Origin of the sequence: Burkholderia latens, from assembly GCF_902499045.1 — a bacterium.
Taxonomy (GTDB): Bacteria; Pseudomonadota; Gammaproteobacteria; order Burkholderiales; family Burkholderiaceae; genus Burkholderia; species Burkholderia latens.
Genome location: NZ_CABVPL010000019.1, coordinates 1 through 13201, shown reverse-complemented (window position 1 = coordinate 13201; position 13201 = coordinate 1). Strand labels below are relative to the sequence as shown.

14 protein-coding genes and 1 pseudogene are annotated in these 13201 nt (G+C 67.4%); 7 read left to right on the top strand and 8 right to left on the bottom strand.

The genetic code is table 11. The features are described from left to right. The first annotated feature begins 103 nt into the window (after positions 1–103). The 3 genes from rplS (at position 104) to BSE24067_RS15130 (ending at position 2329) form a co-directional block, all read left to right on the top strand. Positions 104–496, top strand: a complete 393-nt coding sequence (gene rplS / locus BSE24067_RS15140; RefSeq protein ID WP_040143714.1) for a 50S ribosomal protein L19 — start codon at positions 104–106, stop codon at positions 494–496. Positions 497–583: 87 nt separating this feature from the next. Next, positions 584–1270, top strand: coding sequence for a CoA pyrophosphatase (locus BSE24067_RS15135; RefSeq protein ID WP_151063715.1), 687 nt, complete (start codon positions 584–586; stop codon positions 1268–1270). A 120-nt stretch (positions 1271–1390) separates the two neighbouring features. Beyond that, entirely contained in the window at positions 1391–2329 is a 939-nt protein-coding gene (locus tag BSE24067_RS15130; protein ID WP_151063716.1) for a CobD/CbiB family protein, read from the top strand. 77 nt (positions 2330–2406) lie between these two features. On the opposite strand, the gene BSE24067_RS15125 is transcribed toward BSE24067_RS15130, so the two are convergent. The 3 genes from BSE24067_RS15125 to BSE24067_RS15115 are packed head-to-tail and all read right to left on the bottom strand — an operon-like array spanning position 2407 to position 4979. Beyond that, complete coding sequence (locus BSE24067_RS15125) at positions 2407–2724, bottom strand: putative signal transducing protein (RefSeq protein ID WP_151063717.1); 318 nt, start codon at positions 2722–2724, stop codon at positions 2407–2409. 57 nt (positions 2725–2781) lie between these two features. Beyond that, positions 2782–3723 (bottom strand): ribosome small subunit-dependent GTPase A, encoded by a 942-nt coding sequence (gene rsgA / locus BSE24067_RS15120; RefSeq protein ID WP_151063718.1) that lies wholly within the window; start codon positions 3721–3723, stop codon positions 2782–2784. Next, complete coding sequence (locus tag BSE24067_RS15115) at positions 3720–4979, bottom strand: M48 family metallopeptidase (protein WP_151063719.1); 1260 nt, start codon at positions 4977–4979, stop codon at positions 3720–3722. Before BSE24067_RS15115 ends, rsgA begins: the two co-directional genes overlap by 4 nt. Positions 4980–5096: 117 nt before the next feature. Here BSE24067_RS15115 and orn point away from each other — a divergent pair, with 117 nt between their 5' ends. Beyond that, on the top strand, positions 5097–5723 hold the full coding sequence (gene orn / locus BSE24067_RS15110; RefSeq protein ID WP_151063720.1) for an oligoribonuclease: 627 nt from the start codon (positions 5097–5099) through the stop codon (positions 5721–5723). Positions 5724–5757: 34 nt separating this feature from the next. Here orn and mog read toward each other — a convergent pair whose 3' ends face one another. After that, the gene (gene mog / locus BSE24067_RS15105; protein ID WP_151063721.1) at positions 5758–6372 is read right to left on the bottom strand and encodes a molybdopterin adenylyltransferase; all 615 of its coding nucleotides are present in this window, start codon (positions 6370–6372) and stop codon (positions 5758–5760) included. Further along, positions 6356–6961 carry a ribosome biogenesis factor YjgA gene (gene yjgA / locus BSE24067_RS15100; protein WP_279612891.1) on the bottom strand — a complete coding sequence of 202 codons (606 nt, stop codon included), beginning with the start codon at positions 6959–6961 and terminating at the stop codon, positions 6356–6358. Before yjgA ends, mog begins: the two co-directional genes overlap by 17 nt. A 127-nt stretch (positions 6962–7088) precedes the next feature. Between yjgA and pmbA the strand changes: the two genes are divergently transcribed. Continuing rightward, positions 7089–8459, top strand: a complete 1371-nt coding sequence (gene pmbA / locus BSE24067_RS15095) for a metalloprotease PmbA (RefSeq protein WP_151063723.1) — start codon at positions 7089–7091, stop codon at positions 8457–8459. An 83-nt stretch (positions 8460–8542) separates the two neighbouring features. On the opposite strand, the gene BSE24067_RS15090 is transcribed toward pmbA, so the two are convergent. Together BSE24067_RS15090 and BSE24067_RS15085 are read right to left on the bottom strand one after the other, a co-directional pair. After that, a complete protein-coding gene (locus BSE24067_RS15090) occupies positions 8543–9043 on the bottom strand; it encodes a dihydrofolate reductase (RefSeq protein ID WP_151063724.1) in 501 nt (166 codons plus the stop codon). 301 nt (positions 9044–9344) lie between these two features. Beyond that, positions 9345–9560 carry a hypothetical protein gene (locus BSE24067_RS15085; protein WP_244122199.1) on the bottom strand — a complete coding sequence of 72 codons (216 nt, stop codon included), beginning with the start codon at positions 9558–9560 and terminating at the stop codon, positions 9345–9347. Between the two features lie 609 nt (positions 9561–10169). On the opposite strand from BSE24067_RS15085, the gene BSE24067_RS15080 reads away from it, so the two are divergent. Both BSE24067_RS15080 and BSE24067_RS15075 read left to right on the top strand, forming a co-directional pair. Then, positions 10170–11567 (top strand): sigma-54 dependent transcriptional regulator, encoded by a 1398-nt coding sequence (locus BSE24067_RS15080; RefSeq protein ID WP_151063726.1) that lies wholly within the window; start codon positions 10170–10172, stop codon positions 11565–11567. A 41-nt stretch (positions 11568–11608) separates the two neighbouring features. Continuing rightward, a complete protein-coding gene (locus BSE24067_RS15075; protein WP_151063727.1) occupies positions 11609–12580 on the top strand; it encodes a thymidylate synthase in 972 nt (323 codons plus the stop codon). A gap of 110 nt (positions 12581–12690) precedes the next feature. Here the strand turns inward: BSE24067_RS15075 and BSE24067_RS15070 are convergent. Then, positions 12691–13201, bottom strand: a pseudogene (locus BSE24067_RS15070) (DUF6600 domain-containing protein); the annotation flags it as partial.

The window sequence follows — 13201 nt, the reverse complement described above, 5'->3', positions numbered from 1 at the left end:
CGTGCATGCGTGCGCGGTGCCTGATGTGAATCCATCCTCTATCGGGGCCGGGCCTGGAAGCAGGCGGGTGCAAACGCCGACAAGATGGCTTTAGGAGTCAGTGATGAATCTGATCGCAAAACTTGAGCAGGAAGAGATCGAGCGCGCGCTCGCCGGCAAGACGATTCCCGAATTCGCCCCGGGCGACACGGTGATCGTGAACGTGAACGTGGTTGAAGGTAACCGCAAGCGCGTTCAGGCGTACGAAGGCGTCGTGATCGCGAAGCGCAACCGTGGCCTGAACTCGAACTTCATCGTCCGCAAGATCTCGTCGGGCGAAGGCGTCGAGCGTACGTTCCAGACCTACTCGCCGCTGCTGGCGAGCATCGTCGTGAAGCGTCGCGGTGATGTGCGTCGTGCGAAGCTGTACTACCTGCGCGAGCGTTCGGGCAAGTCGGCTCGAATCAAGGAAAAGCTGGTGTCGAAGGATCGCGCCGCAGCAGCTTCCCAAGAGTAAGAGCTGTAAGGAAAAAGCACCCTCCCGGGTGCTTTTTTCATTCTGGCGCGACAATATGCTCGATACGACACGAATCCGAGAGCCCCATTGAATCGCCGCCCCATCATTGACCCCGAAGTGCTGCCGGTCGAAGGTACCGGCGCCGGCCTGCCGACCATCGATCCCCGGCTGATGACGCCATCCGGGTTGCGCGAACGTTTCGCGCGTACGCTCGAATGGAGCGTGGAACCCGGCGAGGTGCGGTTGCAGGACGGCGTCGATCCGCGCAGTGCAGCCGTCCTCGTTCCGCTCGTCGTTCGCGAGACCGGTCTTACCGTGCTGTTGACCCAGCGCGCGGATCACCTGAACGACCATGCCGGCCAAATCAGCTTCCCTGGCGGCCGGCGCGAGCCGTTCGATCGCGACGCGACCGCGACCGCGTTGCGCGAGGCGAAGGAGGAGATCGGATTGGCCGCCGAGCCGGTCGAGATTCTCGGTGCGCTGCCCGACTACCTGACGGGCACGGGCTTCTGCGTGACGCCCGTGGTGGCGCTCGTGCATCCGCCGTTCACCGTGCAGGCCGACACATTCGAGGTCGCCGAGATCTTCGAGGTGCCGCTCGCGTTCCTGATGAGTCCCGCGAACCACCAGGTGCGCGTGTTCCGCTGGGAAGGCGGCGAGCGTCGTTTTTTTGCGATGCCCTATCCGAACGACGCATCGAACGGGCATTACTTCATCTGGGGCGCAACTGCCGGCATGTTGCGCAATCTGTACCGCTTCTTGGCGGCCGGATAAGCGGCCGCTCGACCGTGCGCGCATGGCCGGCCCGCGGCCCGTCGCGCCAGCGGCCATCCGTCGCTTACGCTGTGCTATCGTTATGCAAAAAATGACATAACTCCGAAGACGGCGCCACGCATGACTTTCTTTTCGGTTCTCCTCGCTCTCATCATCGAACAGGTCCGCGCGTTGTCGCCGAGCAATCCGGTATTCGCACTGTTCCAGTTTCATGCGGAAACCGTCGCGCATGGCCTCGACGCCGGCAAGCAAAAACATGGCGTGCTCGCGTGGCTCGCGGTCGTGCTGCCGTGGGTGCTGGTCGTCGCGCTGATCTACTTCCTGCTGTACAAGGTGAGCTTCGTGCTCGCGTTCATCTGGAACGTCGTCGTCGTGTATTTCACGCTCGGCTTCCGCCAGTTCAGCCATTACTTCACCGACATCCATCTCGCGCTCAACAACGACGACGTGCCGCGTGCGCGCGAGATCCTGCACGAGTGGACGGGCCTCGACACGATCGACATGCCGGTCGGCGAAATCGTCCGCCATACGCTGATTCATGCAGTCGTTGCATCGCATCGCCACGTATTCGGCGTGTTCTTCTGGTATGTGCTGCCGATCGGTCCGGCCGGCGCGGTGCTGTACCGCATCTCCGAATATCTCGCGCGCAGCTGGTCGACGCCGGGCGACGAGCGCACGGCCGCGTTCTCGACGTTCGCGCAGCGCGCATTCTTCGTGATCGACTGGATTCCGTCGCGGCTGACCGCGCTCGGTTTCGCGATCGTCGGCAACTTCGAGGACGCAATCTACGCGTGGCGCAATCACACACGCCAGTGGCCCGACCCGAACGATGGCGTGCTGCTCGCGGCCGGCAGCGGCGCGCTCGGCGCGCGCCTCGCGGGGCCGCTCGCGGAGCCGTCGAGCCTCGACGCGCTGGCGGTCGGCGACAGCGGCCCGCTGACGGTCGGCGACGACTGCACGCCGCGTACGCTGCAATCTGCGGTCGGCCTGGTATGGCGCGCGGTGATCCTGTGGATGATCCTGCTGCTGATGCTGACGTTGGCGGTCTGGATTTCGTGACCCGCTCGCGCAGCACGCGATGAAATGAAAAGGCCGGCTCGTTGCCGGCCTTTTCGCTGTGTGTCAGGACGTTGCGTTCAGTCGTCGAGCGGATCGCGCACGGCGCCGCATTGCCAGCAGGCTGTGAACTGCGCGTCGAGCGCTTCGCCGCACTGCCGGCAGCGCCACGGCGCGGCGCCGGTGGCCGGGCCGTGTGATGCGGCGTCGAGCAGGCGTCGCGCAAGCGCATCGTCGCGTTCGTCGTCGAGCCACAGCTCGGGCGCGCACGCGTCGACCGGCAGGCCGCCGAGCGCGCCGGTCGCGTAGCAGTTGTGCAGTTCGCAGCCGATGCCGGCCGCCTGCAGCACGTTCGCCCAGTGCTGCGCGGTGGCGAGGTCGGGGGCCTTGAAACGCATCGAGGCTCCTGTCGGTGAGCGCCGGCTCCGGTCCGGCCGCCTTCGTCCGCCGCGAACTCAGCGAACGATCTGGCTTGCTTCGTGCACGAGCTGCGCATAAAGCGCATGCCGGGACGGCGCAATGCGGCCGTCGGCGACGGCTTCGAGAATCGCGCAGCCGGGCTCGTGCAGATGATGGCAATTATAGAAACGGCAGTCCGCGAGCAACGGGCGGAATTCCGGAAACGCGCGCTCGAGGCGGCCTTCGGTCAGGTGATAGAGGCCGAACTCCTGGAAACCCGGCGAATCGATCAGCGCGCCGCCGCCGTCGAGCGGGTAGAGGCGCGTGAACGTCGTCGTGTGACGGCCGCTGTTGAGCGCAGCGGAGATTTCACGGGTCGCGGCTTCGGCATCGGGCACGAGCAGGTTCACGAGCGTCGACTTGCCCATCCCGGACTGGCCGAGCAGGATCGTCGAATGGCCGGCCAGATGCGGCATCAGCTGCGCGCGCGCGTCGTCGGGCGCGCCCTTCACCGACAGTTCGAGCACGTCGTAGCCCAGCGCGCGGTACGGCGCGAGACGCTCGCGGGCGATCGGCAGCGCAGCCTCGACGTCGATCTTGTTCAGCACGACGAGCGGCTTCAGTTCGTTCGCCTCGGCCGCGATCAGCGCGCGGCCGAGCAGGTCCTCGCTGAAATAGGGCTCGGTCGCGAGCACGATCAGCAACTGGTCGAGGTTCGCCGCGAACAACTTCGACTTGAACTGATCGGAGCGGTACAGCAGGTTGCGCCGCTCGCCGATTTCGACGATCACGCCCTGGTCGGCCGACGCCTGTTCGTACACGACGCGGTCGCCGACCGCGATCTCGCTCTTCTTGCCGCGAGGGAAGCACTGCAGCATCGGGCCGCCGTCGTCTGGCGCGACGATGTAGTGGCGGCCGTGCGCCGCGATCACGCGGCCTTCGACACGCGGCGCGCCCGATGCGCGCGGGGCCGGCTTGCGGGAGGTCGGCCGGCTCATGCGTGCTGCATCAGGCGGTCGATCCGCTGCGACGCGGGCGGATGCGAGTAGTAGAAGGCCGTGTAGACGGGATCGGGCGTGAGCGTCGACGCGTTGTCCTCGTAGAGCTTCACGAGCGCGCTGACGAGATCCTGCGCGTCGGTCTGGCTGGCCGCGAACGCGTCGGCCTCGAACTCGTGCTTGCGCGACGTGAGGCTGCTGAACGGCGTCGCGAAGAACAGGAACACGGGGATCGCGAGGAAGAACAGCACGAGCGCGGCGCCCGCGTTGCTCGAGTCGAGCGACGGCGTGACGCCGAGCCCCGTGTAGAACCACGTGCGCTGCGCGAGCCAGCCGAGCAGCGCGAGCAGCACGAGGCTGAGCACGAACGACACGAGCATCCGCTTCATCACGTGCCGGCGCTTGAAGTGGCCGAGCTCGTGCGCGAGCACGGCTTCGATCTCCTCGCCGGACAGCCGCGCGAGCAGCGTGTCGAAGAACACGATCCGCTTCGATGCGCCGAAGCCCGTGAAATACGCGTTGCCGTGCGCGGAGCGGCGGCTGCCGTCCATCACGAACAGCCCCTTCGCCGCGAAGCCGCAACGTTTCATCAGCGACTCGATGCGCGTGCGCAGCGCTTCGTCCGTCAGCGGTTCGAACTTGTTGAAGAGCGGGGCGATGAAGGTCGGGTAGATCAGCAGCACGAGCATCTGGAACGCGACCCAGACGGCCCACGTCCACAGCCACCACAAGCTGCCGGCCTGATTCATCAGCCACAGCACGACGAACAGCAGCGGCAGGCCGAGCACGGCGCCGAGCAGCGTGTTTTTCAGCATGTCGGTGAAGAACAGGCGCTTGGTCATCCGGTTGAAGCCGAAGCGCTGCTCGATGCCGAACTGGCGGTAGTACTCGAACGGCACGTCGATCACGCCCGTGATCACGAGCACCGCAGCGACGAGCGCGACCTGCTGCCCGTAGCCGCGGCCGAGCCAGCCCGTCAGCAGCGCGTCGAGCGCGCCGACGCCGCCGAGCAGCGTCAGGCCGACCAGCACGGCCGCGCTGACGACGATCTCGAACATCGCGAGCCGCGTGCGCTCGACCGTGTAGTCGGCCGCGCGCTGATGGGCGGTCAGCGGAATGGTGCTGCTGAACTGTTCGGGCACGCCGTTGCGGTGCGCGGCGACGAAGCGGATCTGCCGCGACGCGAGCCACAGCTTGGTGACGACCATCGCGAGCACGGCGATCGCGAACAGCAGGGTGAACGAAAAGGGTGACATCGAAGGCGCCAAAGGGTTCTATGCGAGAATTATATGTTCTTGCGGACCGCGCCCGCTCGTGCGATGCCGGCCGCCCGGGCGGCGCCGTGCGCCGTCCGCCATTTTCCAGGATGACTCATGACCGATACCGCCGCTTCCGCCAGCCAGCCCGCGCTCGTGCGCAACGAGTTGAACCTCGTCTGGCTCGACATGGAGATGACGGGCCTCGACCCGGATAACGACCGCATCATCGAAATCGCGATCGTCGTGACCAATTCCACGCTCGACATCGCGGTGGAAGGCCCCGTGTTCGCGATCCACCAGAGCGACGAAACGCTCGCGAAGATGGACGACTGGAACAAGTCGACGCATGGCCGCTCGGGCCTGATCGACCGCGTGCGCGCGTCGACCGTGACCGAAGCGGAGGCCGCCGCGCAGCTGCAGGCGTTCCTCGCGCAGTACGTGCCGCCCGGCAAGTCGCCGATGTGCGGCAATTCGATTTGCCAGGACCGCCGCTTCATGGCGCGCTGGATGCCGGAATTCGAGCGGTTCTTCCACTACCGCAACCTGGACGTCAGCACGCTCAAGGAGCTGTGCCGCCGGTGGCAGCCCGCGATCTACAAGGGTTTCCAGAAGCGTGCGATGCACACGGCGCTCGCCGACATCCACGAGTCGATCGACGAACTGAAGTACTACCGCGAGCATTTCCTGATTCCGGCCGCGTCGGCGTCGGCGCCGGCGGGCGATTCCGTGCCGGCCGCCTGAGCGTGCCGGCGCCCGCGCGGCGCTCGATCCACGTTCAGCGTCGCGCGCTCTTCGGCCGGAACGCCGCGACCACCGCGGCGTCGGTCTCGATGTACGGGCCGCCGATCAGGTCGATGCAATACGGCACCGCCGCGAAGATGCCGGGCACGGTCGACTTGCCGTCGGCATCGCGCAGCCCTTCGAGCGTTTCGCGGATCGACTTCGGCTGGCCGGGCAGGTTGATGATCAGCGCCGCGTGATCGGCCGCGGCCGTTTCGCGGATCACCGCGACCTGCCGCGACAGGATCGCGGTGGGCACGAAGTTCAGGCTGATCTGCCGCATCTGTTCGCCGAATCCCGGCATTTCCTTCGTCGCCACGGCCAGCGTGGCTTCCGGCGTCACGTCGCGGCGCGCGGGGCCGGTGCCGCCGGTCGTCAGCACGAGATCGCAGCCGGCGACGTCGACGAGTTCGGTCAGCGTGGCCGAGATCGTCGGCGCATCGTCCTGGATCAGCCGGGTTTCGGCGCGCCACGGCGAGACCAGCGCGGCGGCGAGCCATTCCTGCAGCGCCGGGATTCCCTTGTCTTCGTAGACGCCCGTGCTCGCGCGGTCGCTGATCGACACGAGGCCGACCACGAGTTCGTCCGGGTGATTACGCTTCGTCGTCATGGTCGTCTCCGGCGTCGTCCGGTGCTTCGCCGCCGTCCGCTTCGTCCGTGCCGCTCGCGGTCTTGATCCACTGGAACAGCTCGCGGAAATAGCGCGGCGGCTTGCCTTGCTGCGCTTCCTTGCGCGCGTTGCGGATCAGCGTGCGGCCTTCCTGGATGTCGGCTTCCGGGTGCTGGCGGAGGAATTCGGTCAGCGCGTCGTCGCTCGCGAGCAACTGTTCGCGCGTGCGCTCGATCCAGTGCAGGCGGGCCGTCGCGGCCTTGTTCACGCCGCGCTGGGCGTCGAGCGCGGTGCGCAGCGCGGCCGTTTCGTCATCGGTCAGCGAGCGCATCACGCGGCCGACGTACTGAAGCTGGCGGCGCTTGCCTTCGTGATCGGTGATCCGGCGCGCTTCGCGCACGGCGTCCGCGAGATCTTCGGGCATCGGCATGCGCTTGAGCGCGTCCTTCGGCAGGTCGACCAGCGCCTGGCCGAGTTCCTGCAGCGCGTGCATTTCGCGCTTCAACTGGGATTTGCTGGGGCGATCGTAGCCGTTGTCGTCGTCTTCGGCGGCGTGCTCGATCGGCTGGATTCGGGTTTTGCGTGTCATGGGCGGCATTGTATCGCGACGCGGACACCCCAAGCTTGTCGGTATGTGGCCCCGGACCTTGCTATGATCGCGGGATACGCAACATTTTGAACATGCGGGCGCCCGCCCGCCACCGGATACCAAGACGATGGCAGCCAATCTCGACGTACAAGCGCGCTATTTCCCGCACACGCAGGACCAGCTCAAGGAAATCGCGTCGGACATCCTTCGCCACGCGAAGGCGCTCGGCGCGACCGACGCCGCGACCGAAATCTCCGAAGGCGACGGCCTGTCGGTGTCGGTGCGGCGAGGCGAGGTCGAGACGATCGAACACAATCGCGACAAGATGGTCGGCGTGACGGTGTTCATCGGCAAGAAGCGCGGCAACGCGAGCACGTCGGACTTCTCGCCGGCCGCGATCAAGGATACGGTCGCCGCCGCGTACAACATCGCGCGCTTCACGGCCGAGGACGATGCGGCCGGCCTCGCCGAAGCCGAGCTGCTCGAGACCGACCCGCGCGACCTCGACCTCTATCATCCGTGGGCGCTGACGGCCGACGAGGCCGTCGCGCTCGCACGCCGCGCGGAAGATGCCGCATTCGCTGTGAGCCCGCAGATCCGCAACTCGGAAGGCGCGAGCGTATCGGCGCAGCATTCGCAGTTCGTGCTCGCGACGTCGCGCGGCTTCCTCGCCGGCTACCCGTACTCGCGCCACTACATCGCGTGCGCGCCGATCGCCGGCAGCGGCCGCCACATGCAGCGCGACGACTGGTATTCGTCGAAGCGCAGCGCGGTCGACCTCGCGGCGCCGGAAGCCGTCGGGCGCTACGCGGCCGAGCGTGCGCTCGCGCGGATGGGCGCGCGCCGTCTCGACACGCGCAAGGTGCCCGTGCTGTTCGAGGCGCCGCTCGCGGCCGGCCTGCTCGGCGCGTTCGTGCAGGCGGTCAGCGGCGGCGCGCTGTACCGCAAGACGTCGTTCCTCGTCGACAGCCTCGGCAAGCCGGTGTTCGCGCCGCACGTGCAGGTCGTCGAGGATCCGCACGTGCCGCGCGCGATGGGCAGCGCGCCGTTCGACGAGGAAGGCGTGCGCACGCGTGCGCGCAGCGTCGTCAAGGACGGCGTCGTCGAAGGCTACTTCCTGTCGACCTATTCCGCACGCAAGCTCGGCACGCAAACGACCGGCAATGCGGGCGGCTCGCACAACCTCGCGCTGCGCAGTTCGAACACGCAGCCGGGCGACGACTTCGACGCGATGCTGAAGAAGCTCGGCACGGGCCTGCTGCTGACCGAGCTGATGGGGCAGGGCGTGAACTACGTGACGGGCGACTATTCGCGCGGCGCGGCCGGCTTCTGGGTCGAGAACGGCGTGATCCAGTATCCGGTCGAGGAGATCACCGTCGCGAGCACGCTGCAGGAAATGTTCCGGCACATCGTCGCGATCGGCGCGGATTCGATCGTGCGCGGCACGAAGGAAACCGGCTCGGTGCTGATCGAGCAGATGACGATCGCCGGGCAGTAACCGGCGCGGCACAGGCCGCCAGAAAATCGAAAGCCCGACCGGCGCGTGCGAGCCGGTCGGGCTTTTTTATCGCGTGCCGCGTGTCAGCCGCGCTTGCGCTCGTAGACGACGAACGCATAGCCGAACGTGTTCGGCGCGGCCGCCTGATGCGGGTCGCGCGACACTTCGCGCCAGTGCGCGGGATCGGGCGCCGGGAACGACGCGTCGCCGTCGAAGTCCGCGTCGATCTCGGTGACGATCAGCTTGTCGGCGAGCGCGAGGCCTTCCGCATAGAGTTGCGCGCCGCCGATCAGGAACGCTTCGGCCGCGCCGTCGTGCGCGGCGAGCGCGAGCGCGTCGGCGAGCGACGTGACGGTATCGCAGCCGTCGAAGCGGCGCGCGGCGTCGCGCGTGACGACGATGTTGCGGCGGCCCGGCAGCGGCCGGCCGATCGACTCGTGAGTCTTGCGGCCCATCACGATCGGCGCCCCCATCGTCGTGCGCTTGAAGAACGCGAGGTCCTCGGGAAGTTTCCAGGGCAACTGGTTGTCGCGGCCGATGATGCCGTTGCGGGCGCGCGCGACGATCAGGGTCAACGTCGTCATGAAGATCGGGAAAGAGGAAAGCCGGAATGGCGCCGATTCTACCGGAATGACGGCAGCGGGCCGCGTCGGTGTACACGCGTCGGCGAGCCCGGAAGCTCGCGCATCGTCGCAGGCGGTGACGATGCGCAGGCTTCGCGTCGTGACACGCGGAATAAAAAGCGTGCCCGCCGGGGGACGGACACAAAAACGTTCGCGTCGCGGCGTCGACGCAGCGGGAGTCGAGTCGGCCGGAACCGCGCGGCATCGCTCGATTCGATATGCATTCCTCATCGATCGCGATGCGCAGGCCGCCGCAGACCCATCATCGATGGATGCGGTTCGTTGCGCTGCGCTCCATCGCATGCTGTGTGTAGCCGGGATGCTGCACGGGGATCGGCATCGGCGGCCGCGCCGGCGGCGTGATCTCGTCCCATAGCGTCACCGACGTGTTGTCGGACGAACGCGGTTGCGGCACCGCGACCGGCACGATGCCGAACCGGTTGTCGCGATGCATGCCCGGCGTGTTATCGGCGAGCAACAGCGCGCGTTCGGGTTTCGCACTTTCTTGCGCGTGTGCCGGCAAGAGCGGACACGCGAGCGCGAATGCAATCGCCACCTTCCCGAAACACTGTGAAAAAAGTATTCGCATGGTCGCTTTCTCCGATCTGTTACGCATTCAGCGAAATACATGCCATCGGCCGACGCGCGTTGTTGCGTCTATGATTCGCGAGCGCGCGCAGTAACGCGTGGCGGAAAACCCCGGGAAATGTTTCAGCCGTGAAACGAGCGGGCTCCGGAGTTCTGCGGATTCAACCGGCAGCCGCCAGGGATGAAAATCGGCGCGTGTGTCGATGCATGAGCGTGTCGCTGCGCGTGCTATGTGCAGATGATTGATATGCGTCTACCGCTGAGCGATTCGACCGCTCGCCCATTCGCGCCGCAATCGGATTGTCGTATTCGGCGCCTATAACCAAGCTGTCGTGACCACAAAACAACTGGACGCGATATAAGCGCCATCATGCGAGGCTTGCCGTTGCCGAGCATCGGCATGGCGAATCGAGCCGCTTCGGCTGACCCGATTCGATCCTTTTCGCGCGCGGCTTGCGTGCGCGGCAATCGTTAGACGGTTGATGAACGGGGTGGGCATATGGGAGCCGAGCAGCGGCATGTGATCTATTTCTCGCGCGAACCGAACGACGCGTTGCGCGGGCATTTCGACGAATGCGGGTGGCGCGTCGATCTCGCGGAGACCGCGCGCGACGTGCGGCGTGTCGTGCAGCACGGCGTGGCGACCGCCGGCCTGCTCGATTTCTCGCCGGGTTTCCGGCCCGCGGATCTGCGCGAACTCGAACCGTGCCTGAGCATCCAGCACATCGGCTGGATCGCGGCGACCCGGCGCGGCCAGTTGCAGGACGCCACGCTCCGACATCTGATTCGCGACTATTGCTTCGACTACGTGACGATGCCGTACGAGACGGCGCGCATCGTCGAGACCGTCGGTCACGCGCACGGCATGGTCGCGCTCACCGATCCCGTCGCGTCGCCCGTTGGCGCCGGGCGCGCGGAAGGCGAGATGGTCGGCACGTGCGACGCGATGCTCGGGCTCTTCAGGACGATCCGGCGCGTCGCGACGACCGATGCGCCCGTGTTCATCTCCGGCGAATCGGGCACCGGCAAGGAACTGACTGCCGTCGCGATTCACGAGCGCTCGGCGCGCGCGCATGCGCCATTCGTCGCGATCAACTGCGGTGCGATTCCGTCGACGCTGCTGCAGGCCGAACTGTTCGGCTATGAGCGCGGTGCATTCACGGGCGCGAACCAGCGCAAGATCGGCCGCGTCGAGGCCGCGAACGGCGGCACGCTGTTTCTCGACGAGATCGGCGACCTGCCGCTCGAAAGCCAGGCGAGCCTGCTGCGCTTTTTGCAGGAAGGCAAGATCGAGCGGCTCGGCGCGCACGTGTCGGTGCCGGTCGACGTGCGCGTGATCTGCGCGACGCACGTGGACATGGATGCGGCGCTGCGCGAAGGGCGCTTCCGCGAGGACCTGTTCCACCGGCTGTGCGTGCTGAAGATCGAGGAGCCGCCGCTGCGCGCGCGCGGCAAGGACATCGAGCTGCTGGCGCGGCACATGCTCGAGCGTTTCAAGGGCGATGCGCACCGGCGGCTGCGCGGCTTCTCGCCGGACGCGATCGCCGCGCTGTACGGCTATTCGTGGCCGGGCAACGTGCGCGAGCTGATCAATCGCGTGCGCCGCGCGATCGTGATGTCGGAGGGCCGGATGATTACCGCGGCCGATCTCGAGCTGAACGAATTCGCGATTCTCGCGCCGGTGTCACTGACCGAGGCGCGTGAGGCGGCCGAGCGGCAGGCGATCGAGCAGGCGCTGCTGCGTCACCGCGGCCGTTTCGCCGATGCGGCGCGCGAACTCGGCGTGTCGCGGGTCACGCTCTACCGGCTGATGTGCGCGCACGGGATGCGCGATCGCGGCGACCCGCTGGGCGCGTTTCCGCCGCCGTCGCCGGAGGTTCCGCGCCACGCTTGCTAAAATTGGCGGGTGCGGCCGCCCTCGCGGCCGAAGGAACCCGCATGAAACAGTATCTCGACCTCGTTCGCACCATCCTCGACACCGGCACCTGGCAGGAGAACCGCACGGGCATCCGTACCATCAGCATGCCCGGCGCGATGCTGCGGTTCGACCTGCAGCAAGGTTTCCCGGCCGTCACGACGAAAAAGCTCGCGTTCAAGTCCGCGATCGGCGAACTGGTCGGCTTCCTGCGTGCATCGCGCAGCGCGGCCGATTTCCGCGCGCTCGGCTGCAAGGTCTGGGACGCGAACGCGAACGACAACGCGCAGTGGCTCGCGAATCCGTACCGCCAGGGCGTCGACGATCTCGGCGACGTGTACGGCGTCCAGTGGCGCCAGTGGCCCGGCTACAAGGTGCTCGATGCGAGCGCCGACGCGCAGATCGCCGACGCGACGCGCCGCGGTTTCCGCATCGTCACGCGCTTCGACGAGGACGGTGCGCCGAAGGTGCTGCTGTACAAGGCGATCGATCAGCTGCGCCAGTGCCTGGACACGATCATGGAGAACCCGGCCGACCGCCGGATCCTGTTCCATGCGTGGAATCCGGCCGTGCTCGACCAGATCGCGCTGCCTGCGTGCCATCTGCTGTATCAATTCCTGCCGAACGTCGCGAAGCGCGAGATCTCGCTGTGCCTGTACATCCGCAGCAACGACGTCGGGCTCGGCACGCCGTTCAACCTGACGGAAGGCGCCGCGCTGCTGTCGCTCGTCGGCCGGCTGACCGGCTATACGCCGCGCTGGTTCACATATTTCATCGGCGACGCGCACATCTACGAGAACCAGCTCGACATGCTGCAGCAGCAGCTCACGCGCGAGCCGTACGACAGCCCGCGGCTCGAGATCGCCGAGCGCGTGCCGGATTACGCGAAGACGGGCGTCTATGCGCCCGAATGGCTCGAACGCGTCGAGCCGTCCGATTTCTCGCTGGTCGGCTACCGGCACCATGAGCCGCTGACCGCGCCGATGGCGGTCTGAACCCGCGAATCCGCGCGCCGGGCGGAATCACGCGCTCCGCGCCCCGACAGCATGAAGCAGGCCCGACCGGCCAAGCACCGGTTCGGGCCTTTCTGTTTCATCGGCGACGGTTACTGGCGGCGTCGTTCGTCGTGGCCGCCGGGCGGCGGATTGCCCGGGTGCGGCGCTTCGGCGTGCGGCGCCGATTGCGGGCGCGCTTCGACGTGCGGCACGGGCATGGACGGGCGCGGTTCCATGCGGGGTGCCGGTTGCGGGCGCGGTTCGATGTGAGGTGCGGGCATCGGCGCCCGCGGCTCCATGCGCGGCGCCTGCGGCTGCGGTCGCGGCATGTCGCGCGCGGCAGGCGCGGGCGGCCGGTACTCGTTCGTGCGCGGCGGCGCGATTTCACGGTGCGGCGCGGGTTGCGCGAATTCGGGGCGCGGTTGCGGCGCCGGCGCGGCCCGCTCCCGCCGCGTCGGCGCAGCTTGCGCCGGAGCCGGGAAATCAGGGCGCGGTCGCGGCTGGTCGATCTGCGCGGTCGTGTCGACCCGCGGTTGCGGCTGCGCACGCGGCGTTTCCTGACGCGCGCCGGACTGCGCACCCGGCGCGCCTTCCGCGTGCGCGACCGGCGCCGCGGCGCGC